Source organism: Steroidobacter flavus, from assembly GCF_042651805.1.
Classification (GTDB): domain Bacteria; phylum Pseudomonadota; class Gammaproteobacteria; order Steroidobacterales; family Steroidobacteraceae; genus Steroidobacter; species Steroidobacter flavus.
Map to the genome: position 1 here is coordinate 1626961 of NZ_JBHSDU010000003.1, position 23706 is coordinate 1650666.

Annotated in this window: 20 protein-coding genes, 1 pseudogene and 1 riboswitch; of the genes and pseudogenes, 9 read left to right on the top strand and 12 right to left on the bottom strand. The window is 62.1% G+C overall.

Annotation, left to right across the window (positions count from 1 at the left end; all coding sequences use genetic code 11):
- Positions 1-26: 26 nt before the first annotated feature.
- The 4 genes from ACFPN2_RS12550 to sigJ form a co-directional block, all read right to left on the bottom strand.
- A complete protein-coding gene (locus tag ACFPN2_RS12550) occupies positions 27-767 on the bottom strand; it encodes a LytR/AlgR family response regulator transcription factor (RefSeq protein WP_380596973.1) in 741 nt (246 codons plus the stop codon).
- A complete protein-coding gene (locus ACFPN2_RS12555) occupies positions 764-1915 on the bottom strand; it encodes a sensor histidine kinase (RefSeq protein ID WP_380596975.1) in 1152 nt (383 codons plus the stop codon). The genes ACFPN2_RS12550 and ACFPN2_RS12555 overlap by 4 nt, the downstream gene beginning before the upstream one ends.
- A 64-nt stretch (positions 1916-1979) precedes the next feature.
- A complete protein-coding gene (locus tag ACFPN2_RS12560; RefSeq protein WP_380596977.1) occupies positions 1980-2468 on the bottom strand; it encodes a carboxymuconolactone decarboxylase family protein in 489 nt (162 codons plus the stop codon).
- Positions 2469-2544: 76 nt separating this feature from the next.
- Positions 2545-3432, bottom strand: coding sequence for an RNA polymerase sigma factor SigJ (gene sigJ, locus ACFPN2_RS12565; RefSeq protein WP_380596979.1), 888 nt, complete (start codon positions 3430-3432; stop codon positions 2545-2547).
- Between the two features lie 122 nt (positions 3433-3554).
- Between sigJ and ACFPN2_RS12570 the strand changes: the two genes are divergently transcribed.
- Positions 3555-5345, top strand: coding sequence for a DUF885 domain-containing protein (locus ACFPN2_RS12570; RefSeq protein WP_380596980.1), 1791 nt, complete (start codon positions 3555-3557; stop codon positions 5343-5345).
- A 66-nt stretch (positions 5346-5411) separates the two neighbouring features.
- Here the strand turns inward: ACFPN2_RS12570 and ACFPN2_RS12575 are convergent, their stop codons facing one another.
- The 7 genes and pseudogenes from ACFPN2_RS12575 to ACFPN2_RS12605 form a co-directional block, all read right to left on the bottom strand.
- A complete protein-coding gene (locus ACFPN2_RS12575) occupies positions 5412-6146 on the bottom strand; it encodes a fibronectin type III domain-containing protein (protein WP_380596982.1) in 735 nt (244 codons plus the stop codon).
- A gap of 153 nt (positions 6147-6299) precedes the next feature.
- A riboswitch (cyclic di-GMP riboswitch) is annotated at positions 6300-6386 on the bottom strand.
- 451 nt (positions 6387-6837) lie between these two features.
- Positions 6838-7458 carry a DbpA RNA binding domain-containing protein gene (locus tag ACFPN2_RS12580; RefSeq protein WP_380600118.1) on the bottom strand — a complete coding sequence of 207 codons (621 nt, stop codon included), beginning with the start codon at positions 7456-7458 and terminating at the stop codon, positions 6838-6840.
- Positions 7459-8187: 729 nt separating this feature from the next.
- A pseudogene (locus ACFPN2_RS12585) lies at positions 8188-9762 on the bottom strand (DEAD/DEAH box helicase); the annotation flags it as partial.
- A gap of 138 nt (positions 9763-9900) precedes the next feature.
- Positions 9901-10287, bottom strand: a complete 387-nt coding sequence (locus ACFPN2_RS12590) for a DUF3037 domain-containing protein (RefSeq protein WP_380596984.1) — start codon at positions 10285-10287, stop codon at positions 9901-9903.
- On the bottom strand, positions 10265-11041 hold the full coding sequence (locus ACFPN2_RS12595; protein ID WP_380596986.1) for a HipA family kinase: 777 nt from the start codon (positions 11039-11041) through the stop codon (positions 10265-10267). The genes ACFPN2_RS12590 and ACFPN2_RS12595 overlap by 23 nt, the downstream gene beginning before the upstream one ends.
- Positions 11042-11163: 122 nt before the next feature.
- On the bottom strand, positions 11164-12468 hold the full coding sequence (gene rhaI, locus ACFPN2_RS12600; RefSeq protein WP_380596988.1) for an L-rhamnose catabolism isomerase: 1305 nt from the start codon (positions 12466-12468) through the stop codon (positions 11164-11166).
- A gap of 69 nt (positions 12469-12537) precedes the next feature.
- Positions 12538-14658 (bottom strand): bifunctional rhamnulose-1-phosphate aldolase/short-chain dehydrogenase, encoded by a 2121-nt coding sequence (locus tag ACFPN2_RS12605; RefSeq protein WP_380596990.1) that lies wholly within the window; start codon positions 14656-14658, stop codon positions 12538-12540.
- Between the two features lie 163 nt (positions 14659-14821).
- Here ACFPN2_RS12605 and ACFPN2_RS12610 point away from each other — a divergent pair, with 163 nt between their 5' ends.
- The 8 genes from ACFPN2_RS12610 (at position 14822) to ACFPN2_RS12645 (ending at position 23222) form a co-directional block, all read left to right on the top strand.
- A complete protein-coding gene (locus tag ACFPN2_RS12610) occupies positions 14822-15625 on the top strand; it encodes a DeoR/GlpR family DNA-binding transcription regulator (protein ID WP_380596992.1) in 804 nt (267 codons plus the stop codon).
- Between the two features lie 57 nt (positions 15626-15682).
- Positions 15683-16711: a rhamnose ABC transporter substrate-binding protein gene (gene rhaS, locus ACFPN2_RS12615; RefSeq protein ID WP_380596993.1), complete on the top strand. Its 1029-nt coding sequence runs from the start codon at positions 15683-15685 to the stop codon at positions 16709-16711.
- 1 nt (position 16712) lies between these two features.
- Entirely contained in the window at positions 16713-18221 is a 1509-nt protein-coding gene (locus ACFPN2_RS12620) for a sugar ABC transporter ATP-binding protein (RefSeq protein ID WP_380596995.1), read from the top strand.
- A 142-nt stretch (positions 18222-18363) separates the two neighbouring features.
- The gene (locus ACFPN2_RS12625; RefSeq protein WP_380596996.1) at positions 18364-18576 is read left to right on the top strand and encodes a hypothetical protein; all 213 of its coding nucleotides are present in this window, start codon (positions 18364-18366) and stop codon (positions 18574-18576) included.
- The gene (locus tag ACFPN2_RS12630; protein ID WP_380596998.1) at positions 18573-19547 is read left to right on the top strand and encodes an ABC transporter permease; all 975 of its coding nucleotides are present in this window, start codon (positions 18573-18575) and stop codon (positions 19545-19547) included. The genes ACFPN2_RS12625 and ACFPN2_RS12630 overlap by 4 nt, the downstream gene beginning before the upstream one ends.
- Before the next feature lie 210 nt (positions 19548-19757).
- A complete protein-coding gene (locus tag ACFPN2_RS12635; RefSeq protein WP_380597000.1) occupies positions 19758-20726 on the top strand; it encodes an ABC transporter permease in 969 nt (322 codons plus the stop codon).
- Positions 20727-20734: 8 nt separating this feature from the next.
- Positions 20735-22102 carry an FGGY-family carbohydrate kinase gene (locus ACFPN2_RS12640; RefSeq protein WP_380597002.1) on the top strand — a complete coding sequence of 456 codons (1368 nt, stop codon included), beginning with the start codon at positions 20735-20737 and terminating at the stop codon, positions 22100-22102.
- An 85-nt stretch (positions 22103-22187) separates the two neighbouring features.
- Positions 22188-23222, top strand: coding sequence for a PstS family phosphate ABC transporter substrate-binding protein (locus tag ACFPN2_RS12645; RefSeq protein WP_380597004.1), 1035 nt, complete (start codon positions 22188-22190; stop codon positions 23220-23222).
- A gap of 4 nt (positions 23223-23226) precedes the next feature.
- On the opposite strand, the gene ACFPN2_RS12650 is transcribed toward ACFPN2_RS12645, so the two are convergent.
- A complete protein-coding gene (locus ACFPN2_RS12650) occupies positions 23227-23460 on the bottom strand; it encodes a hypothetical protein (RefSeq protein WP_380597006.1) in 234 nt (77 codons plus the stop codon).
- Positions 23461-23706: the final 246 nt, after the last annotated feature.

Sequence of the window (23706 nt, forward strand, 5' to 3'; positions counted from 1 at the left end):
GCGACAGCCGTGTGGCGAGCGGGACTTCAGCGGCCCATGCGGGCGAACAGCGCGTCCTTGTAGCGGCGACTCAGCCGCAACACCACACCGTTGCGGAGTGAGATCTCGTAGTCGCCCTTGAACAGCGGCGTGAGCGAAGCGATCGCCGCGATATTCACCGCCGCCGATTTATGAATGCGAGCGAAGCGCTGCTCACCGAGTTGCACCAACAGATCCTGCAGCGTCCGCCGCAATAGATACTTTCGGCTCGGGGTGTGCACGTGAACGTAGTTGTCGTCCGCCTCCAGCCAATCGATAGACCCACTGTCGATCAGCTGCAACCGCTCCCCTTCCGGCACGAGCAATCGCTCGCTCGAGCCCGTCTGCGCCCTGGCAGTAGCCACCGCCGGCGCACGCGATTGCTTGTCACCGAAGCGGTCGCGAACGCGCGCGACGGCTTTGAGCAGACGTTCCTTATCATACGGCTTGAGCAAATAATCGACCGCGTTCAGATCGAACGCCTTCACCGCGTGCTCATCGTACGCAGTGACAAAGACGATCAGCGGCGCCGTCTCCTGCTCCAACTGCGCCGCCACTTCGAGGCCGCTGAGCTCGGGCATCTGAATATCCAGAAACGCCACATCCGGCCGCAGCTGCTCGATAGAAGCCGCGGCCTGCAATCCATCCTCCGAACGAGCGACGACTTCAATGTCACTCAGTTCGCCGAGCCAGCGCTGCAGCTTGTCCCGCGCTGGCGACTCATCATCCGCGACGAGCACGCGAATCACGCCGGCCGCTCCGGCAAGGTCACTTTCGCGACCACCGACTCGCCATCACCCATCAACTGCAACGTCGCACGATCGCCGTAAATCACTTTCAGTCGTTCACGACAGTTCCGCAGCCCAACCCCTTCACGGTAACCCACTGACAAGTTCGACTCCAAGTCGACAGGCATCGATGCATCCGACGAATCCGTGTGGCGATAACCCGTGTTTCGGATCTCCAGCACCAACTGCTCGCTCTCTCGCCGCGCAACGATCTCAATGCTCACCGGCCCGACACTGCGCTCGACCCCATGCTTGAACGCGTTCTCCAACAGCGGCTGCACGAGCAGCATCGGCACCTGCGCATCGAGCAACGCAGCGTCGACATGCCACTGCAGAGTGACCCGATCCGCAAAGCGCTCTTGCATGATCTGAGCGAAGAGCTCCAGCGTGCGCACTTCCTCGCGCAACGTCGTCATCTCCCGATCGTTGATCTGTAAACTGACCCGAAGCAAATCGCCGAGCCGCGCGAGCATGCGATCGGCACGCTCCACATCCACATGCATGAGCGCCGAGATGGTATTCAGCGCATTGAAAAAGAAATGCGGCCGCAATTGCGCCTTGAGCTGAGACAGCTGGGCCTCGGCCAGCGACTTCTGCAGCTCCAGCAGATGGCGCTTCTGCGCCTGCCACTGCTCGAACGAATCGAAGCCAAAAATAATCCCGAGCCACAGCCCGGAGAACAACAACAGCTTCAGCGACTCATAGCCAACGACGAACAGCCACGACTCATGGTTATACGCGCCGCCCAGCAGCGCATAGACCGCATGACGCACCCCATACACGAAACCAATGAACGTCACCGCCAGCAGCGGCAACCAAAGCAAATGCCGCCCGAACCATTGCAACGGTTGATCGAGATACGGCGCGAATCGCTGCTTGTTACGACGCTGCCAAAGCAGCCACGCGGTCGCGCCGAGGCACGAGGAGCCTTCCCAAAGCAGCGGCTCCCACCACGCGATATAGGGGTTATGCAGGCTGTCCTGGAGGGCGACCAGGATCATGATCAGCCAGAACGCCGCCCACAGCCAAAGCAGCATGCGCCCGGGTGAAATCGCGGCGATCAGGCCGCGACGGGCTTCAACAACAGGCGCAGAGGAAACGACAGCCATGGGGCGAGTGTAGTCGCCACATGGCTGTCCGGCCCTAGTTTTGGGGTAAGCGGGACGAACCGCTTCAGGACGCCTGGGCGCGCATCGCCTTGAGGCTGCCCGCCTTGTAATTGCCGGCCGGGACGTTGAACGCGATATTGAAACGATTCCAGCCGTTGATGGAAACGACCACCAGGGTCAGCCGCGCCAGCTCTTCATCGCTGAACTGAGCACGCGCCTGGTCATACACCGCGTCCGGAACATGCTGGTTTTCCAGCTTGGTCACCGCCTCGGCCCAGGCCAGCGCGGCTTGCTCGCGAGCGCTGTACAAGCCCGGCGCCTCGCGCCACACGCTCAACAAATAGAGCCGCTGCTCGGTCTCGCCTTCCAGACGGGCATCCTTGCTGTGCATGTCGACGCAGAAACCGCAGCCATTGATCTGCGACGCCCGCAGCTTCACCAGCTCGATCACGGAATGTTCCAGCGTGGAATGCTCGAAGCCGGCGCTCAGGCCCGACATGGCCTTGAAGATGTCGGGATGCTTCATGAAATTGAACGGACGCTGCTGACTCATGCTCTCACTCCATAAAAGGTGTTTGCACCCCCTAGACGAGCGAGCTCGCCGGACTGTGACAGCCCGGCGCAAAAAATCAGGCGTGTGGCAGGAAGGCGCCGAGCTTGTCCGGATTGGCGACCGAGTAGTACGCGTAGATGCGCTGGCCGTCGGTGTCGAAGGTCGTGACCGAGTGCAGCTGGCCCCTGAACGACGTGGCCACGCCCAGCTCGCCGTTCACCCGCACGATGCGCCGGTCGACTTCCAGAGCGCCGCGACGTTGGAAGATCATCTTGAACAGCAGAACGATGCGCTCGGCGCCATGCAGAATACGGCGCGCCGCGACCGCCCGGCCGCCGCCGTCGGAAATCAGGTGGGCGTCCGTCGCGAACAGTGCCTTCATGGCCGGCAGGTCGCCGGCATTGGCCACTTCGATGAATCGTTCGAGCATGCGCCGCCGCGTCTGCTCGTCCACCTTGAAACGCTGACGCTCAGCCATGACCCGCTCACGCGCCCGATGCACCAGCTGCCGGCAGGCCGCCGCGCTTTTGCCGAGCACGTCGGCGATATCGTCATAGTCGCAATCGAAAGCATCGTGCAAGACAAAGGCGGCGCGCTCGTCCGGACCGAGCCGTTCGAGCAGGCTCAAAAAAGCCAGCGACAGCTCGCTCGCCAGCTCCGCCTTGGATTCAGGCGTCACTGAATCGATCTCGGCCAGCGGCTCGGGCAACCACGGTCCGATGTAGACCTCGCGCTGTGCTTTCACCGAGCGCAACCGATCGATCGACAACCGGGTGACGATGGTGGTCAACCAAGCCTGCGTCGACCGTACGTCGGAATTGTCCGATTCGCTCCAGCGCAACCATGCGTCCTGCAATACATCCTCGGCGTCAGCCCGCGAGCCGAGCATGCGATAGGCAATGCCGAGCAGACGCGTGCGCTCGGCGGCGAAAGCAGTGGCGGTGGCGGTTGGATTGGCACTCATGATTCACGAAGACGCAGCCTGACCGGACTAGACGAACCAGCGGCCGGCGCTGTGACAAGCCCGGCTCATTATGGCATCGTGACCGCCGATTTTCGGGGCCGGCCTTAGCTGAAGGGGAAAATATGCAGAGACCGAAACTGCTATTCGTACTTGCATACACATTGTTGCTGCCGTGTCTGGCACTGGCGCAGGCCAACCAGGCCAGTCGTTCCACCGTCGACGCGTTCTTCGCCCGCTTCACCGATGAATGGGTGCGCGCCGATCCCGACCTCGCCACCAGTTCGCGCTATTTCTCCGGCGAGGAACAGGCCCAGCTCGAACAGCAGCTCACGCCGCGTACCCGCGCCTATACGCTCGAGCGCATCAAGCGCGCCAAGCGCGGCCTCGCCGATCTGGCGAAATTCGATCGTAGCAAGATGAATGAATCGCAGCGGGTGTCCGCCGAGCTGATGCAATGGCAGCTCGAGCAGGTCGCGGCCAGCGAAGCGTTCCTCGACTATGACTTTCCGCTGGAACAGTTCAACGGCGCCAACGTCGGGCTGGTCGAGACCTTCACGCTGCGTCATCCGTTGGTGAAGCCGTCGGACGCGACCAACTACGTGACGCGCATGAAGCTCATCGGCCCGCGCATGGATGAAGCGGTGGCCGAAGCCAAGCAGCTCGTCACCCGCAAGATGGTGCCGCCGCGCTTCATCGTGGAATCGACGCTCAAATCGATGCGCAGCTTCAGCGATGTGGCGCCGGCGCAGAACCCGCTGGTCACCGCGTTCGCTCAACGCATTCAAACCATCGAAGGGCTCAGCTCCGCGCAGCGCTCGGAGCTGCAAGCGCAGGCGACTCGCATCGTCACTGAGCAGGTGTATCCATCGTGGCATCGTGCGATTGCCTTGCTCGAAAGCCTGTTGCCGAAGACCACGAACGATGCCGGCTTGTGGCGCTTCGAAGGCGGCGATCAGGCTTACGCATACGCGCTCGGCCGCTTCACGACCACGAAGCTCACGGCCGAGGAGATTCATCAGATCGGCTTGCAACAGGTCGCGCGCATCGAAGGCGAGATGGATGCAATCTTCCGCAAGCTCGGTCGCACCGAAGGCTCAGTGGCGGCGCGGTCGGCAAAGCTGCGGGAAGACCTGGCTTATCCGGACCCGACGTCTGACTCGAGTCGTGCCGCCATCATGCGCGACATCGACGGCATGATTGCCGACGCGCTCAAGCGCAGCCCGACGTTGTTCGATTTGCAGCCCAAGTCACCGGTCGTCGCACAACCGTTCCCTCGCTTCCGCGAGGCCAGCGCCGCTGCGAACTACAATCGAGCGCCGCTCGATGGCTCGCGCTCGGCGATTTTCCAGATGCCGCTGCGTCCGCAACGCATGACGAAGTTCGGTCTGCGCACGCTGGTGTATCACGAGACCGTGCCGGGTCATCACTTCCAGATCGCGCTCGAGCAGGAAAACACGGATCTTCCAAAGTTCCGCCAGGCACGTGTGTTGGGCGGGATCTCCGCGCTGTCCGAAGGCTGGGCGCTCTATGCGGAGAAACTGGTCGCCGAGAATGGTTGGTATGAGGGCGATCCGGAAGGATTGCTGGGCATGCTGGACGCGCAGTTGTTCCGCGCTCGCCGGCTGGTCGTGGACACGGGCTTGCACGCCAAGAAGTGGACGCGTCAGCAGGCCATCGACTACGGCCTGGAAGCGAGCGAGGTCGATCGTTACGTCGTGTTTCCGGGGCAGGCCTGCTCTTACATGATCGGCCAGCTGCAGATTCTCGAGCTGCGGGATCGGGCTCGCGCCGCGCTCGGCGATAAGTGGTCGCCTCAACAATTCCACAACGTCGTACTGCGGACCGGCAGCGTGCCGCTGGAATTGCTCGGTCGCGAAGTCGACCGTTATGTGGCCGGCGCCGCCGCCAACTAAAAAGAAAAAGGGCTGGCGTCACGAAGACGCCAGCCCTCATCGTCAGCTGACGATGCAGTCGATGAATCAGCCGATCACGCGGGAGATCACGTTCGAGATCTCGCTCTCGTCACCATCCGAAGTGATGGCGCGCACCGCGAAGTAATACGTCGTGCCCGCCTTCAGGTTCTGCACCGTGTAGGTGTTCGAGCCGGCGCTCGGCACTTCGATGGAATTCACCATCGCGTTCTGATTCGTGCCGTAGTGAATGCGATAGCCCGCGAGGTTCTGCAACGTCTCGCCGTCGACCGTCTGCGTCGGCACGTTCCAGGACAGCGCCACATTCGGGCCGGAAGCCACAGCTTCGGACGGCGCGGCGCTGGAATCGGAACCGGCACTCGAGCCGGCGGCGCCCACGGTGATCGAGAAGGCCGGCAACGAAGCCGTCGTCTTACCGTCGCTGACGGTGATCACGATGTTTGCAAACGTGGCTGCCGCGGTCGGCGTGCCGGTGAGCGCGCCCGTGGCGGTGTTGAAATTCGCCCAAGCCGGCTTGTTCTCGATCGAGAAGGCAAGCGTGTCGCCATCGGCGTCCGTTGCCTGCGGAGTCGCGGAGTACGCGCTGCCGACGCTGGCCGTTGTGCTCGCCGTGCCTGAAATCTTCGGCGCCGTGTTGGAACCACTGGCGCTGTTGGCGCTCGCGCTCGTGCCGCTGCCACCACCACCACCGCCGCCACCGCAGCCCGCGGTCATGAGGCCCGTCATCACCAGCGCAAACAAACCGCCACGCTGCACCCACTTGCCGACATTCGCCTTCTGCATCTGATAACCCTTGTTACTTCTGCCGGGCGCTTACGCACACGACGTGAATTTCCAAGGGCGACGCGGTCACTGTGAGGCGACCTGACAAATCATCGGTGTACTCGCGTACACATAGAACACCCGTGCCTCGCTGGCACGGTTTGCTCTCGCTAATTTGGCAGCCCCGCTGTCATCGGGCGTGAGCCCTTTAGACCGGTTGCTTTGCGTCCCCGACTTTCGACGGGTTTGCCCTTGACGGTAGCGAGCCTCGATTTATTCCATCCGAGGTTGTGACCGCCGATGACTGCGCGCACTCACACGCACAGCCGGCACGGCTGTCACAGGATTTCAGTCAGACGAGAAGCTTCAACTTCCTCGACCCGCTGCGGCGTTCGCTTTCCTTACGAACCCTTCTAATTGATCAGTGGATGCCAGTTTCGCGCTTTCGCGGCCCCTTACCCATCGGAGAGGCACCCAATGACTCGACGCGGGATGGAGCATAACCACCCCCGGCAGATCCTCAATCCTGTCGGCGAATAGCGGCAACGTCGCTGTATCCAGACGTCGCCGTCCGGGCGGAGGAAACATTGCCGATGTTTCTTATGGGCGGAGAGTGGACTGAGGCACGCACCGACCGGCTGGTTGGTCGGTGCGTTTGGGCCTGTATTTGCAGGCCTTTTTTGCTTTTTGGAGTGTCGCAGAGCCGCTGTTGTCAGCGGCGTCGCTTGGGGTCGCGCGGCGGGCGGGCGCTGGAGCGGGGACCTCTGGAATCGGTCTGCTTACGGAATTTCGGCCCCGCCGGACGGTCGCGTCGGAGCTTTTCCACGTGGGTTTTCAGGGCCCGGCTGATCTGGAGCGGCTGGCCGGCGACGCGGACTTTCTGCAGCTGGAGAAAGACGTCCTTGGGCATGCCGGCGGGCAGATCGACGAAGCTGTGATCGTCCTGGATCACCACGCGACCGATGTGCCTCCCTTCGAGGCCGACCTCGTTGGCGATCGCGCCCACGATGTTGCCTGGCTTCACGCCATGATCGTGGCCGACTTCGATACGATACGTTTCGACTTCCTCGTCCCCACGCCGGGGACGTCGCTCGTCGCTGCTGAAGTCACGATCCTGCCCGCGCCCTCGCGGGCGCTCCTCGCCCCCAAAGTCACGCGCCGGCCCACGTCGCTCCGATCGAACGTCCCCAAAGTCGCGCGCCTCCGCTCGCTTGCGGGGCCGCTCGCCTTCATTGAAGTCACGCGACTCGGCACGCTTTCGCGGCCGAGCTTCGTCTGCGGAAGGCCGGTGCTCACGCGAGCTTTCTTCGCGCGGACGGTCTTCGTCGCGCACAGAACGCGTGGCTTCACGAGCAGCCGCGGCTTCTTCGCCGACAGCACCGGTGTCGCCACTTTCGCTCGTGCCGACATTCGCGGCGACTTCACCGCCACCTGCGACGTCTCCTCCGCGTGCGACTTCGTTTCTGCCTACGCCTCCGCCTTCGCCCGCGACTTCGCCTATGCCTATGCGTTCGCCTCGGCCCGCGACTTCGCCTATGCCTATGCGTTCGCCTCGGCCGGCGACTTCACCTTCAGCGGCGACTGCGCCTCTGCCTGCAACTTCACCTTCAGCGGCGACTGCGCCTCCAGCGCCGGCTTCGCCGCCAGCTGCGAGTCGTTCGCGCTCGGCGCGCTCGAGGGCGCGGCGTTCGCGGCGATTCAGGGGCTTGGGGCCCTGTTCGGCGGGGGCCGAGGGATCGCTCGGTGATTTCCAAAAGCCGGCGACATAGTCGGAAGTGACAACCTCTTCCTGCCACTCATTCCGCTCGGAACGCCCGGCCGACTCGCCCTCCGCGTCCGACCAGGTCTTTCGCTGTCGCGAAGGCCTTTCTTCACGAGGCGCCCGTTCGGAGCGAGCATCTTGATCTCGGGACCCTCGTTGTCGCGAGGTCCCTTCTTCGCGAGGAGCGCCTTGCTCTCGCGAGGATCTGTCTTCACGAGGCTTCCACTCCGAGCGAGAGGTTCTGTCTTCACGTGGTGCCCATTCCGAACCGGCCTCGCGCTGTCGCGAGCCTCGATCGTCACGAGGCGTCCATTCCGAGCGCGGAGCGCGTTCAGGACGAGCGACAGCGTCGTCCGCTTCTTCCGAGCTGGACCACGCGGGCTGCGAAGACCCCTCCTCTCGCCCACGCAGATCGCGCTCGCGCTTCGCATACTTCTCATTGCGTGCGGCTCGATCCGGCCGCGGGGCGCGTTCGCGACGAGGGGCACGATCGTCCGAACCCTCAGGCGACCAGGGCTCACGGTTCGAGCGCACCTGCGGCTCGAGCAACAACGGAGTAGCACCCTGTGCAATGCTGGCCAACGCAGCGGCGATCTCGAGAGCGGGGACATTGTTATCCCGCTCATAACTCTCGATCAGCGGCATGAACGCCTGACCCGCATTCGCCGCAATCGCCGCCGTCAATTTCTCATTGAATTTGGCGACGCGACGCTCATTCACATCCTCGATCGTCGGCATCTGCATCTGCTCGACGCTCTGCCGGGTAGTACGCTCGATCACGCGGAGCATGTTTCTTTCACGAGGAGCGATAAACAAAATCGCCTCGCCGCTGCGCCCCGCCCGGCCGGTGCGTCCAATGCGATGGACATACGACTCAGGATCGTAAGGAACATCGTAATTGACAACGTGACTGACGCGCTCAACGTCCAGCCCGCGAGCAGCGACGTCAGTCGCGACGACAATATCGATCTGCCCGGCCTTCAACCGCGCAATCGTCCGCTCACGCTGCTGTTGAGCGATATCGCCATTCAGCGCCTCGACAGAAAAACCGCGAGCCGACAACCGCTGCGCCAGATCCTCAGTCGCAATCTTGGTCCGCGCGAACACGATCATCGCGTCGAACGCCTCAGCCTCGAGAATTCGAGTGAGCGCATCGAGCTTGTGCATGCCGCTGACGAGCCAGTAGCGCTGCCGGATCTGGCTCGCGGTGGTCGTCTTACTTTTAATCGTGACTTCGGCAGGCTCACGCAAGTGTTGTTGAGCGATCCGGCGCACCTGAGTCGGCATGGTGGCGGAGAACAGCGCGATCTGACGCTCGGCCGGAATCTGCTCCAGAATCCATTCGACATCGTCGATGAATCCCATGCGCAGCATCTCATCGGCCTCATCCAGCACCAGATGCTTCAGCGACGACAAATTGAGCGTGCCGCGCTTGATGTGATCCATCGCCCGACCCGGGGTCGCTACGACCACATGCACACCCCGGCGCAGGCTCTGAAGCTGAGGCGTGTAGCTCTGCCCGCCGTACACGGGGAGTACATGAAATCCCCTCATGTAAGTGGCGTACTTCTGGAACGCCTCGGCGACCTGGATCGCCAGCTCGCGCGTCGGCACGAGGACCAGCGCCTGAGGCACGGTCTCGTCCATGTCGATCTTGGTGAGGATGGGCAGCGCGAATGCGGCGGTCTTGCCGGTGCCCGTCTGGGCCTGACCCACCACGTCGCGACCTTCGAGCAGATGAGGAATGGTCGCGGCCTGGATGGGCGAAGGCGACTCGTAGCCCACGTCCTGCAACGCCTTGAGCACGGCATCGCCCAGGGCGAGGTCACTAAAAGTCGGGCTTTCGCCCGGGGTCTGATCGGAAGGAGCGGGCAAGGAAACCTCGGACTTCGCGGGCGCGGAACGGCGGAAAGGCGCGCGAGTGTACACATCCAGCGGAGAATCCGCAGGAAACACACTATTTCACAGCGATTTTAGGCCTAAAAGACCGCTTATGACCAATAAGTAGAGCCGTCAGCGCCCGCCCGAGCGCACCATCTTCTGCAGTAACTGCTCCAGCAGCCGGGACGGATCGTCGCTGCGGCCCGTGTGCACCGAGGACGTCTGAATCATCGTACTTCGCGGCGCGACCAGCCAATGGAAGCGCTCCCGCAGGGTCAGCCGGCCGATCGGGCCGGAGCCGGCGCAGATGGCCGGAATGCTGGCGAGATTTTCACGGACCAGGTCGATATCCACGCCCGGTGCGAAGGCCAGCAAACGCGCCTCGTCGAGCTCGATGCGCGCGGCCAGATAATCCAGCGCCGGACAGGAAACGATCACGCCGACGTTCACGAACTCTTCGCGCTCGACCCGAGGGACGACGCGAATGATGGCGTAGTCATACGAGCACGGAGCGCGCACGCTTCACCTCCACGAAGAACAGGTGCGGCGACTCCAGGCGTCGCAACAGATATTCCGCGTATGCACTTCGATACTCGGCGGCGCTGGAGAAAGTGGCATCGCCTCGTAACAACGCATCGGGAATCAGCGCGACGATGTCACGAACGACGTCCGGGGTGATGCGGGAGAGCATGAACTCGTGCGCTTCATCGAGCGCATTGGCGAACGGCAACAGCACATGATCGCGAATCATGGGAAACGCATCCCGACTCCGTTCCAGATATTGCGCCCAGGAGTGATGAAAATACAAAGCGGCGCCGTGATCGATCAGGCGCAGCTGCCGATGCCAGACCAGCATGTTGGTATTACGCGCCGTGCGATCGACGTTGGTGACGAACGCGTCGAACCAGACGATCTTTGAGGCCAGCTGAGCGTCGGGCTGAAACACCACTGGATCGAACGTGATCGCACCGGGCAGATAATCGAGCGCCACGTTGAGCCCGGCGCTGGCGCGAATCAGTTCCTGGATCTCGACATCGGGCTCGGTGCGCGCCAGATCCGGATCGAGCTCGATCAACACGACCTCGGGGATGGGCAAGCCGGCGGCACGACCGATCTCGCCGGCCACCAGCTCGGCGATCAATGCTTTCGGTCCCTGCCCGGCGCCCCGCCATTTGATGACATACATGCCTTCGTCATCGGCTTCGACGATGGCGGGGACGGAGCCGCCTTCGCGCAAAGGAGTGACGTAGCGGGTGACGACGACGGTTCGCAAGCGATGGCAATCCACACTGCTTTCGGCGGCGGGAGTATATAGCCGAGAAACAGGCGACTGGGAGCAGCTAATGCGACGAAGCGTTGAATGGGAGCGCGCTCAGCGCGTGCTCCGGCCGACAATCACACAATTCCGCCGCCAAAGTTCTGGGCCGCGGGACGCTGATCCGCACACGCGAGTCGATACTGACTGCGACGGTAAGCGCTTACAGGATCCACGGCGGCACCTTTTTGCAAACGGGCGCGAGCGAGAATGGGCTGCACATCGGTGGTGAAGGCGCGCTTCAACGTCTGTGCCGCCATCAACGCATCGTTGTCCTGCTGATAATCGGCAAGTACCTGCCGATCGACCAGCAGCGCCTGCGCATAAGCCCGCTGCAGCTCGATGGCGCTGGTCATCAGGCTCTCGATGGGATCAGTGACGTTGTGGGACTGATCCAGCATGTGCGCCGGCTGGAAGTCCGGCACCTTGCGCCACTGCGCATCGACCAGCTCGTTGAAGATCAGAAACAGCCGGTACGGATCGATCGAGCCGGTGTCCAGATCGTCGTCGCCGTACTTCGAATCGTTGAAATGGAAACCGCCGAGCCGGCGGGCATGCACCAGGCGTGAGACGATCATCTCGATGTTCACATTCGGCGCGTGATGACCGAGGTCGACCAGGCAAAACGCCTTCGGGCCCAACGTCTGCGCAGCGAGCAGCGAGCTGCCCCAATCCTGAATCACCGTGGCGTAGAACGCCGGCTCATACATTTTGTGCTCGATGAGCATGCGCCAGTCTGCCGGCAGGGCGGCGTAGATCTTCGCGGTCGATTCGAGATAACGCTCGAACGCACGACCCAGATGTTGCTGACCGGGAAAGTTCGCGCCGTCGCCGATCCAGACCGTCAGCGCCTTCGAGCCGAGCAACTGACCGATTCGTATACAGTCGACGTTATGCTCTACCGCCTGCGCACGAACGGCCGCGTCGGTGTGCGTGAGACTGCCAAACTTATAAGAAAGCTTTTGACCGGGACGATCCTGAAACGTGTTCGAGTTGACCGCATCGAAGCCCAGCCCGAGCGCGGTCGCTCGCTGTCGAAGGGCCGGCATGTCTTCGGTGTAATCCCAGGGTAAGTGCAGCGAGACCGTGGGCGTCGCGCCGGTCAGGCTATGAATGACCGCGCAGTCCTCGAGCTTCTCGAACACATTGCGTGGTTCACCTTTGCCGGGGAAGCGCGCGAATCGAGTGCCACCGGTACCGACGCCCCACGAAGGAATGGCGACGCCGAAGTTCGCGACCGTCGCGGTCACTGCATCGATGTCGATGCCACGACGACTCAGGATCGCGCCGAGCGCGGCGTAGTCGGCATCGACATCTTTCAGCAACTTCGCATTGCTGTCGGCGATGAAAGAACGATCGCGCGGATCGGTGTAAGTGCCAGCCATGGTGTCCCCCTAACCTGCGCACATAGACCGGACGAGACGCACAACTCGTCCGATCTTTTTTGTGCTCGACTACCGCGTGAACGCGGCGGCGTTACCGGCGTCGACGTTGATGATATTGCCAGTCGACTTCGAGGCGCGCTCGGACGCGAAGAAGGCGACGGCCTCAGCCACGTCTTCCGGATACACGCTGCGCTTGAGCAGGCTGCGCTCGCGATAAATGGACTCGAGCTCCTCGGTGCTGGTCTTGTACTGCTCGGCACGCTGCTGGGCCCATTCACCCTGCCAGATGCGCGAGCCGCGCAGGACTGCGTCCGGGTTCACAACATTCACGCGAATGCCGGCCGGCGCGCCTTCCAGCGCCAGGCATCGAGCCAAGTGCAACTCAGCGGCCTTGGCCGTGCAGTAAGCAGCGGCGCCCGGCGAAGCGGCCAAGGCGTTCTTGGAGCCGATGAACACGATCGAGCCGCCGATGTTCTGGGTCTTCAGCAACTGGAACGCCTGACGCGACACCAGGAAGTAGCCCGTGGACAGGATGTCCATGTTCTTCTGCCAGGTCGCGAGACTGGTCTGATCCACCGGCGAGGCTGAGGCAATGCCCGCGTTGGAAATGCAGATATCGATGCCGCCGAATTTCCACGAGCTGTCGCGGAAGCTGGCGGCGACCGCGTCTTCACGCGTCACATCGACCCAGCAACTGGCAACGACGTCGCTGCCATATTGTTTCTTCAAGCCGGCCTCGGCTTCGCTGAGCACATCGTGGTCGATGTCACAAAGCACGACGCAGGCACCTTCATCCATCAACCGCCGCGCGGTCGCGAGACCGATGCCGCCCGCACCGCCCGTGATCAGCGCGACGCGACCCGCCAACGGCTTCGGCTTCGGCATGCGCTGGAGCTTGGCTTCTTCCAGATCCCAATATTCGATATCGAAGGCTTCCTGCTCGGGCAGGCCGCGATATGTCGATACGGCAGCAGCACCGCGCATGACGTTGATCGCATTGATATAGAACTCGCCCGCGATGCGCGCGGTGGCTTTATCAGCAGCGAACGTGATCATGCCCACGCCTGGCACGAGATAAACGACCGCGTTCGGATCGCGCATCTTCGGCGAGCCGGGCCGCTTGCAGCGCTCGTAATAAGCAGCGTAACGCTCGCGATATTGTTCGAGGGCCGGCTGCACGCGACGAGCGAACTGCTCGACCGATTCGTTGGCAGCATCGAACGGCAGCACCAGCGGCCAGATCTTGGTGCGCAGGAAATGATCGGGACACGACGTGCCGAGATCGGCCAGCGCCTGCAACTTCTCACTGCCCACGAATTCCAGCACCGCGGCGCTGTCATCGAAATGACCGACCTTGCGCGTCGTCCCTGAAATCAAGCCACGAATGCGCGGCATGACGGCGGCCGCGACCTCACGACGCTTTTCCTGCGACAATGCTTGAGTCTTAAGCGCACCGAACGGCTGTTTGCCGCGGCTCTTTTCCGCCAGCCACGTCGTCGCGCGATTGATCACGTCGAGCGTGTTCTCGTAACACGCCTTCGCCGTATCGGCCCACGTGAAAACCCCATGCGCTTCGAGCACCACACCGCGCGCCTTGGGGTTTTCACGCGTGAACTTGCGGAGCGCCAGGCCCAATTCATAGCCCGGGCGAATCCACGGCAACCAGCCGATCTCATCGCCGTAGATTTCTTTAGTGAGCGCTTTGCTGTCGGCCGCGGCGGCGATGGCGATCAGCGCGTCCGGATGCATGTGGTCGACGTGCGCACGATCGACCAGGCCATGCAGCGGGGTATCGATACTCGCTGCGCGCGGATTCAGATTGAAGGTGCAGTGGGAATACAGCGGCACCAGCACGCTGTCGCTGTCCTTGCCCTTGTAGAACGGCTCGAGCGACAGGAACTTGTCCATATATAAGGTGGCGAAGCCGTCCAGCTTCATGGTGCCCAGGTCGCCGCCCGAGCCCTTCACCCACAGCACTTTCACGTCCTGACCTGTGAGCGGATCCTTGTCGAAGATCTTGGCCGAGGTGTTGCCACCACCAAAGTTGGTGATGCGCTTGTCGGAGCCGAGCAGATTGGAGCGATAGAGCAGCAGCTGGGCCGGGCTCATTTCTGCCGCAGCCGCGTCGTTCCAGCGGTTTTCGACCAGCAACGAGGACGACTCGGCTTGCGCCGGCTGAACCACACTCATCTAATCTCCCCCAAGGGCCGTTTGATCGCGTTCGGGCACAAAAAATCGCCTCACGCGCTATGAAATGCCTGTTTACCACACGAAACGATCATATACAATCAGATGCGAGCATAATCGATCAGCGGTCTGAGGGCCGTGATCGGAACTGCTTCTAGGAGGTTCCATGTTGGAACGTGAGCGCCATAGCCTGATTCTCAAGCTCGTCGAAGAGCGCTCCATCGTGAGCGTCGGCGACCTGTTGGATTTGCTCGGCGCGTCCGAGGCGACCATTCGCCGGGACATCAACACGCTGGCCGAGCGCGGCGAGGTCAAACGTATTCGCGGTGGCGCCGAAGCCGTGCGGCCCCGGCATCAGCCGCACTTGGTGGGCATGCCGTTCTCGTTGAGTCAGGACATCAGCGTTCCGCAGAAACGTGCGATCGCTCGCGCGGCGGCGGAACTGATCACCGCCGGCGAGAGCATCATTATCAATGGCGGCACCACCACGTTCGCGCTGGTGGAATTTCTCGCCGACCACGATCTGGACATCCTGACCAATTCGTTTCCGATCGCGGCCAAGCTGCTCGCCACCAGTCGCAACCGGATCACGTTGCCGGGCGGCACCATCTTCCGCGAACAGAACATCGTGCTGAGCCCGTTCGACAACGACACCATCGAGAACTTCTGGGGCAACAAGCTGTTCACCGGCTGCTACGGCCTGAACCGCTTCGGCATCATGGAAGCCGATCCGTTGATCGTGCAGGCGCAGACCAAGCTGTTGAAGCGCACCGAAGATGTGATCGTGATGGCCGACAGCAGCAAGCTGCGGCAGAAGTCCGCGATGATCGTCACGGGGCTGGAGCGGATCTCCACCATCATCACCGACGACGGCGCGAAACCCGAAGAGTTGGAAGTGTTCAAGGCGGCGGGCATCAAAGTGATCGTGGCCTCGGTGAGCGAGGACGACGAGTTGCAGAAGCTCGCGTAATTCGAGACGCGGCGGCACGGCCTGTTAACAGGTCGGCTGTCTGGAAAAAGCGGGGGGATGGGAATGCTTAGAAGAGCAATGCTCGTGGGCGCGGCGTCGCTGGTTGCAGTCGTGCTTGCGGGTTGCGGCGAGCGGCCGCAGCCTTCCAGTGAAGGCAAGAGCGGCGCTGACAAACTTCGCATCGGCATCGTCGCCAAGAGTCTGGGGAATGGCTTCTTCGATGCCGTTCACAAAGGTGCGGATGAAGCTGCGGCCACACTCGGTGCCGAGATCATTTTCACCGGCCCGACCACGCCGACCGCCGAAGGACAGATAGAAACATTGAACGCGCTGATCGCTCAGCGCGTCGACGCCATCGCCATTTCGGCGAACGATCCCGATGCCCTCGTGCCGACGCTGCAACGAGCGATGCAACGAGGCATCAAGGTCATCTCTTATGACTCCGCCGTCGCGAAGGAAGGTCGCTCGGTTCATCTCGCTCCTTCGTCGGATGAGCTGATTGGTCAGACTGTTGCGCAGCTGGCGTCGGAGCTGGCACCGGAAAGCAAAGGCAAAGTCGCGGTTGTCTCCGCGACACCGACGTCGACCAATCAAAACTCCTGGCTCGCGCAGATGAAGCAAGCGTTGCCGACTTATCCCGGGCTGGAATTCGTTAGCGTCGTTTATGGCGATGACGTCGCGGACAAGTCTTATCGCGAGACGGTGGCGCTGGTGAAGCAGCATCCGGACCTGGCTGTGATCGTGTCATTGAGCTCGGTCGGCATCGTCGCTGCGGCCAAGGCCATCGAAGATCAGGGGCTCACGGGCAAAGTGAAAGTCACGGGGCTCGGCTTGCCGTCAGAGCTGGTCGGCTATGTGCGCAAAGGCGTCGTGCCGAAGTTCGCGATCTGGAATCCCATCGATCTCGGCTATGCCACGACTCAAGTCGCCGCTCAGCTCGCTCGCGATACCAAGACCGACGGCGGTCAGGAGATCTCGCTGGGGCGCGTGGGTAGCGTGAAGTTCGATGGCAATGGCGTCGGTGCCATGGCCAAGCCGTTTATTTACGATCAAAGCAACGTCGAACAGTTCGCGGCGATTTTCTGATATGGCGGCGGCGATCCAGCAGGCACCAGCGCAGCCTCTACTGACGCTGACGCAGGTCAAGAAATCCTTCGGCGGCGCGCAGGCGCTGCGCGATGCCAATCTCGATTTGTATCCGGGCCAGGTGACGGCGCTGATCGGCGAGAACGGCGCGGGCAAGTCGACGCTCGTCAAAATTCTGTGCGGCATTCATCAGCCGGACGGCGGCGAGCTCATGCTCGATGGTAGATCCATCCGCGTGCGCGATCCGGAACATGCACGACAGCTTGGTATCAACGTCGTGCATCAAGAATGCGTCGTGTTCGATAACCTGACGGTCGCGGAGAACATCTTCGTCAGCGCGCGTCCGAAGAGGGGGCGGTTCATTGCTTGGAGCGAGATGCGATCTCGCGCGGCGGAGATTCTGCGACAACTCGATGTTTCGTTCTCGCCCGATACGCCGGCGGGGCAGCTCAGCGTTGCTCAGAAGCACATCGTGCAGATTGCTCGGGCGTTGACGAGCGAGGCTCGCGTGCTGATTCTCGATGAGCCGACTGCGGCTTTGTCTCATCGCGAGGCCGATGACTTGTTTCGGATTGCTCGACGGTTGCGCGACTCTGGCTGCGCGTTGCTCTTTATCAGTCACAAGTTTGAAGAGATCTTTTCTCTGGCAGACCGCTACGTTGTGTTTCGCGACGGTGCGTCGGTCGGGAGCGGCATGATTGCCGGTACCGGCAGCGAGCAATTGATTCGGATGATGGTGGGCCGGTCGGTCGAGCAGCTGTTTCCGAAATTGGCAACGACGTCGGGTGAGGAACTGCTGCGTGTGGACGGGTTATCGCGCGCGAGCGAGTTCGACAACATATCGTTCTCGGTGCGCCAGGGCGAGACGCTGGGCATCTACGGCTTCGTCGGTGCGGGCCGCACGGAACTGGCGCAATGTTTGTTCGGCCTGACCTCGCCGGACCGCGGCTCAATTCATATCGCCGGCCGCGCCGTCTCCATCGCCAGCCCGGCGGACGCCGTCCGCCAGGGCCTCGCTTACGTCCCCGAAGACCGCCAGCAGCAAGGCGCCATCTTGCCGTTCTCCATTGCGGCTAATGTTTCGCTCACCAACCTGGACTCGCTGGCCCCGCGAGGCATTTGCAGCCGGGAGCGTGAGTCGGCACTGGCGAATCATTGGATCTCCGCGCTTGGCATCAAGACGACGGGGCCCGAGCAGAACGTCGGCGATTTGTCCGGCGGCAATCAGCAGAAGGTCGTGATCGCGAAGTGGCTCGCACGCTCACCTCGCGTTCTGATTCTCGACGAGCCGACCAAAGGCATCGACGTAGGCGCGAAGTCAGCGGTGCACGCGGTGACGAGTGAGTTTGCTCAACGAGGCAATGCGGTTGTGATGATCTCGTCGGAACTGCCCGAGATCCTTGGCATGTCCGATCGGATTCTAGTCATGCGCCGGGGTCGCGTGCGCGCGTTGCTGAATCGAAGTGAAGCGACGGCGGAGAATGTTGTCCAGGCGGCGACGGACGCGTGATGAGAATGAACAGATTGTCCAAGCTCGCGTCGTGTAACCGCGATCGCATCCACCTGCGCCAGGCATTGCATCGACAGCCGCTCCGGATCGGTGACCGCGCCATAGCGTGTCACTGTTCTACACTCGTGACGGCGGATCCACGATGAAGACGAACTCCGCCACCCGTCGCGATCTCGCCCTCGGGATTATCGTCGTGTTGTTGCTGCTGTCGGTGACGGCAGCGTTCCCACAGTTCGCGCGGCCCGGCAACCTTGCTGAAATTCTCGACGACAGCGCCATTCTCATCCTGCTCGCGTTGGGCCAGATACTCGTTATCCTCAACTGTTCGGCACCTGCGACGGTGGATCCGAGATGAGTACGAGCTCCGCCACCCGTCGCGATCTCGCCCTCGGGATCATCGTCGTGTTGTTGCTGCTGTCGGTGACGGCAGCCTTTCCGCAGTTCGCGCGGCCCGGCAATCTTGCTGAAATTCTCGACGACAGCGCCATTCTGATTTTGCTCGCGCTGGGCCAGATGCTCGTGATCATTACGCGTGGCATCGATCTGTCCATCGCCGCGAATCTGGCACTGTCCGGCATGCTGGTCGCGCTACTAAATAAGAGCTATCCAGGCGTGGGTGTCGCGCCGGTACTCTTGATTGCTCTCGCGAGCGGCACGCTGCTCGGCGCGATCAACGGATTGCTGGTGTGGCGATTCAAGCTGCCACCCATCGTCGTTACGCTCGGCACGATGTCCGTCTATCGCGGGCTGATTTATTTGCTGTCCGGTGGCACATGGGTGAACGACAACCATATGTCGCCGCAGTTTCTCGGATTGATCCGCCATGAGGTTCTGGGTCTCACGCTGCTTGCGTGGCTCGCGATCATTGCGGTCGCAGGCTTCGCCGTGGTGATGCGTTACACCGTGCTCGGCAGAAACCTGTACACGGCGGGCGGCAACCCAGCCGCAGCGACGTACACAGGCATCGATCCCGGTCGCATGCAATTCTTCGCGTACACGATCTGCGGCGCCATCGCCGGGTTGTGCGGTTACCTATGGGTGGCGCGCTTCGCCGTGGCGTACACGGACATCGCGCTTGGCTTCGAGCTGCAAGTGATCGCGGCGTGTTTGATCGGTGGTGTCGCGATTGCGGGTGGCATCGGCACGGTCGCGGGCGTGGTGCTGGGGTGTCTGTTCATCGGCGTCATTCGAAACGCACTGCCGCTGATCGGCATCTCACCGTTCTGGCAAATGGGCATTAACGGGCTGGTCATCGTCGTCGCAGCCGTGCTGAGCGCACGACGACGAGAAGACAAGCGCGCCATCCTGGAGGGGCAAGCGGCATGAGCACACCAGGACACGTTGCAACGGGGCCCGTCGTTCGCGCTGATACCAGTCATCAATGCGACATGAACACGCAAAAATTCATAGACCTGCTGCGTTGGAATTCGACGCTCGCGCTGAGACCGGCCCTCGAGGCGACATGAGTACGCAAAGATTCAAACGCCTGCTGCGCTGGGAATCGATGCTCGCGCTGATACCGGTCATCGAGGCGGCATGAACACGCAAGAATTCAAACGCCTGCTGCGCTGGGAGTCGATGCTCACCCTCGTGCTGGTCATCGAATTCGTGTGCTTCGCGAATCTGTCGCCATATTTTCTGGACGTGTGGACCTTGTCGGACGCGACGTTCAACTTCACCGAGCGGGCCGTGATCGCTCTCCCGCTGGCGTTGCTGATCATCGCGGGTGAGATCGATATTTCCGTCGCGGCCATCATCGCATTGGCCTCCGTCGCAATGGGATTGGGCGCAGCGGCCGGGGTCCAAACGCCGGGCTTGGTGGCGATTGGATTGAGCACAGGACTCGTGGCCGGCATGATCAATGGCGCGCTAGTCACTCTGGGTCGCGTGCCGTCGATCGTCGCGACCATCGGCACGATGACGCTGTTTCGTGGCTTCGCTTATGCAGTCCTCGGCGATCGCGTGCTGAAGGATTATCCGCAGTCGTTTGCCAAGTTCGGACAGGGCTACGCAACAGGGCCGTTATCGATCGAGTTGTGCATCTTGATCGTCCTGGCCGTGATGTTCGGTTTGTTCCTGCATATAACGCGCTGGGGCCGAACCATCTACGCCCTGGGCGCAAATCCCACCGCAGCGAAGTGGTCAGGCGTACCGGTCGATCGCTATCGATTCCTGCTCTTCGCAGTAACGGGACTCTGCAGCGGCCTTTCGGCGGTGCTGCTCACGTCGCGGCTGGGCTCAACGCGACCGTCGATCGCACAGGGTTGGGAATTGGAGATCATCAGCATGGTGATTCTCGGCGGTGTATCTGTCTGGGGCGGCAAGGGCACCATTCCGGGCGTGCTGCTCGCCGCCGTCGTGCTGGGCTTCGTGAACTTCGGACTGGGGTTGTTGAACGTGCCAGGTATAGTGATGTCCATCATCGTCGGCACGTTGCTCATCACCGTCGTCGCCATTCCCGTGCTGGCCGAGCGCTGGTGGGGCCGGCCCCCAAGGCGGGCGTGAACCAAGCCATGACTCATCCGCTGATCGCCCTGATCGACATCGGCAAGACCCACGCCAAAGTCCTGGTGATCGATCCAGAGACAGGCGCCGAGATTCGCGGCAGCCGCCGTGCGAATGCCGTCGTTCAAGGTCCGTCGATGCGCGAGCTGGACGTCGAAGCAATCAGCCAATGGTTGCTGGACGCCCTGCGCGACGCGCCCCACCGCGACCGCATTCGTACAATCGTGCCCGTCGCGCATGGAGCGGCAGCGGTGCTCGTCGATCGCGAGAATCGCGTGATCGCCGCCCCCGATTATGAGGACGCATGCTTCGAGCGAGTGAACGCGGAGTACCGCCAGCAGCGCGACAGCTATCAAAGCACGTACTCCCCTGATCTGCCGCTCGGATTGAATATCGGCCGACAGCTGTTCTTCCTCCAAGAAGCGCAGCCACAACTCTTTTCGCGAGTCGAGCATGCGCTGTTATATCCGCAGTTCTGGGCATGGCGACTGAGTGGCGTGATGGCCAGCGAAGTCACGTCGCTGGGCTGTCACTCCGATCTATGGCTACCTCGTGAACAAAGTTTCTCGAAGCTCGCGCGGGCACGCGGCTGGGACAAGCTGTTTCCGCCGACCAAGCTCGCCAGCGATGTACTCGGCCCGATCTCAGCGGAAGTTGCAGCGACCACCGGGCTCGACCCTCAATGTCAGGTCGCTTGCGGCATTCACGACTCCAACGCGTCGTATCTGAAGTTTCTAACCACGCGCGATCACACAGCGCCGTTCACCGTAATCTCGAGCGGCACCTGGACCGTCGTCATGGCGAATCGGGCCGACCTGTCGCGACTGCGCGAAGATAAAGACATGCTCGCAAGCGTCGACGCCTTCGGCTCGCCAGTCGCGACGGCAAGATTCATGGGCGGTCGCGAGTACGAAGCCATCGCCGGAACGGACTCCCGTCCAAACGCGCCAGCTTTGCTCAACGTGATCGAACGCCAGGCGATGGCACTCCCGGCGTTCGCCAGCGGCGGGCCGTTTGCCGGACGCGAAGGTCGCTTGATCAACGCCGACAACTTGTCGGGCTCGGAACGCGCCAGCGTGGCAACACTCTACGTTGCACTCATGTGCGAGCTGCTGATCGAAATGCTGGGAGCTGAAGGCGACGTATTGATCGACGGTCCGCTTGCGACCAACCCGTTGTTCGGCTCGGTTCTAAGTGCGCTGCTGCCGACACGAACCGTCGCGCTGAGTTCAGGCGATGGCGGCAACACGCGCGCAGCGTGTTATCTCGCCGGCTTCCATGACGCGCAGGCGCCGACGATGACGCCGGCCGCTTCGATGCCGCTGAAATCTTTGCCCGCCTATCGAGAGACCTGGCGCAAGCTGACGCTCAGCTGACAACTCAGTCGCGATTGGCGCGGCGGGCAGACATTCCCCCGCATTTCCCGCAAACTCCCTCCTTTTAACTGACGAGGGCCCTCTCATGAACACACGGCGTCTGGCGGTACTTGCGCTCGCCGCTCAGCTCAGCGTGGTGTTGACCGGCTGTGGCAAGCAGGACGGCACGGCGCCCACCGTTCGCATGGGAGCGGACACGCCAGTGATTCGCATCGATGGCTCGAGCACCGTGTTTCCCATCGCCGAAGCAGTGGCTGAAGAATTTCAGTCCGAGCAGCGGGGCGCGGTCCGCGTGACCGTCGGGCTGTCCGGCACGGGCGGCGGCTTCAAGAAACTGTGTCGCGGCGACATCGATATTTCCAACGCGTCGCGCCCCATCCTCACCGAGGAGATGGAGATGTGCCGGAAGGCGGGCATCAACTTCATCGAGCTGCCGGTCGCGTTCGACGCCATCACCGTGGTCGTCAATCCGAAGAACGATTGGGTGAAGTCGCTCACGGTCGCCGATCTGAAGAAGATGTGGGAGCCGGGCGCGCAAGGTCAGGTCATGCGCTGGAATCAGGTGCGTCCGGAGTGGCCCGATGCGCCGCTGATGCTGTTCGGCCCCGGCGCCGATTCGGGCACGTTCGATTACTTCACCGAAGCAGTGAGCGGCAAGGCGAAGTCCAGCCGCGGCGATTATACCGCGAGCGAAGATGACAACGTGCTCGTGCAAGGCGTGGAAAACAACAAGAACGCGCTCGGTTACTTCGGCTTCGCTTACTACGTTGGTCACAAGGACCGCATGCGCGCGGTGCCCATCGAGAAGGAAGATGGCACGCAGGTTCTGCCGAGCAATGCGACCGTTGTCGATGGCACGTATCAACCGCTGTCGCGTCCGCTGTTCATTTATGTGAGCGACAAATCGGCGCAGCGTCCTGAAGTGCGGCAGCTGATCGAGTACTACCTGACCGAAGGGCCGTCGCTGGCCGCTGACGTCGGCTTCGTCGCGCTACCCGATCAGGCTGCGAAGACGGCCCTTCAGCACTTCACCGACAACCGACTGGGCACCGTGTTCGGCGGCGTGCCGGAAGTCGGCGTCACGATCGACGAATTGTTGAAGCGTGACGCCAAGCTATAGTTACTTACCTTTTTTCGCCTCCGCGCGCTCCGGCAAGGATGCCGGGCAGCGCGTAATTTCCTTCGTGGCAGGCGTATGAACCCCCGGGCCGCAACTGTTCGGTAGATCCTGCGTGCGGGGTGTCGGCCGCATCGGCCGACGCTGCCACCCACAGGGCGCACAGCAGGATCGTGACCATCATGGTGATAAAAATCAGGCCGCCGTCACTGATGCGTCGTCGATTACCTCGGTCGCTCATGACTTTCCCCTTCTGACCCGTGGTCCGTGGAGTCGCCGCCGACACGGATAAAATAGATCGCCGCAGCAGGTCCGCGCAAACGAGGATGGCGGGCAATAATTGATGCACGTGCTGGGGCTTGCTAAAACTCATTCGATGGGCTGCGACGAGCTATTGCGGTTCAGGGCTAGGCGGGACGACCGCCGTGTACTCTCTGTACACAAGGGAGGAGCAACGACGTCCTGAACCGCAATAGCTCGTCCCATC

What these genes read in the sequence shown, in the direction of transcription:
- sigJ (WP_380596979.1), bottom strand. Translation starts at nt 3,432, where the DNA reads ATGAGTGCCAATCCAACCGCCACCGCCACTGCTTTCGCCGCCGAGCGC.
- ACFPN2_RS12645 (WP_380597004.1), top strand. Translation starts at nt 22,188, where the DNA reads ATGAACACACGGCGTCTGGCGGTACTTGCGCTCGCCGCTCAGCTCAGC.
- ACFPN2_RS12625 (WP_380596996.1), top strand. Translation starts at nt 18,364, where the DNA reads ATGAAGACGAACTCCGCCACCCGTCGCGATCTCGCCCTCGGGATTATC.
- rhaI (WP_380596988.1), bottom strand. Translation starts at nt 12,468, where the DNA reads ATGGCTGGCACTTACACCGATCCGCGCGATCGTTCTTTCATCGCCGAC.
- ACFPN2_RS12570 (WP_380596980.1), top strand. Translation starts at nt 3,555, where the DNA reads ATGCAGAGACCGAAACTGCTATTCGTACTTGCATACACATTGTTGCTG.
- ACFPN2_RS12635 (WP_380597000.1), top strand. Translation starts at nt 19,758, where the DNA reads ATGAACACGCAAGAATTCAAACGCCTGCTGCGCTGGGAGTCGATGCTC.
- ACFPN2_RS12630 (WP_380596998.1), top strand. Translation starts at nt 18,573, where the DNA reads ATGAGTACGAGCTCCGCCACCCGTCGCGATCTCGCCCTCGGGATCATC.
- ACFPN2_RS12605 (WP_380596990.1), bottom strand. Translation starts at nt 14,658, where the DNA reads ATGAGTGTGGTTCAGCCGGCGCAAGCCGAGTCGTCCTCGTTGCTGGTC.
- ACFPN2_RS12575 (WP_380596982.1), bottom strand. Translation starts at nt 6,146, where the DNA reads ATGCAGAAGGCGAATGTCGGCAAGTGGGTGCAGCGTGGCGGTTTGTTT.
- ACFPN2_RS12560 (WP_380596977.1), bottom strand. Translation starts at nt 2,468, where the DNA reads ATGAGTCAGCAGCGTCCGTTCAATTTCATGAAGCATCCCGACATCTTC.
- ACFPN2_RS12620 (WP_380596995.1), top strand. Translation starts at nt 16,713, where the DNA reads ATGGCGGCGGCGATCCAGCAGGCACCAGCGCAGCCTCTACTGACGCTG.
- ACFPN2_RS12555 (WP_380596975.1), bottom strand. Translation starts at nt 1,915, where the DNA reads ATGGCTGTCGTTTCCTCTGCGCCTGTTGTTGAAGCCCGTCGCGGCCTG.
- ACFPN2_RS12610 (WP_380596992.1), top strand. Translation starts at nt 14,822, where the DNA reads ATGTTGGAACGTGAGCGCCATAGCCTGATTCTCAAGCTCGTCGAAGAG.
- ACFPN2_RS12650 (WP_380597006.1), bottom strand. Translation starts at nt 23,460, where the DNA reads ATGAGCGACCGAGGTAATCGACGACGCATCAGTGACGGCGGCCTGATT.
- ACFPN2_RS12640 (WP_380597002.1), top strand. Translation starts at nt 20,735, where the DNA reads ATGACTCATCCGCTGATCGCCCTGATCGACATCGGCAAGACCCACGCC.
- rhaS (WP_380596993.1), top strand. Translation starts at nt 15,683, where the DNA reads ATGGGAATGCTTAGAAGAGCAATGCTCGTGGGCGCGGCGTCGCTGGTT.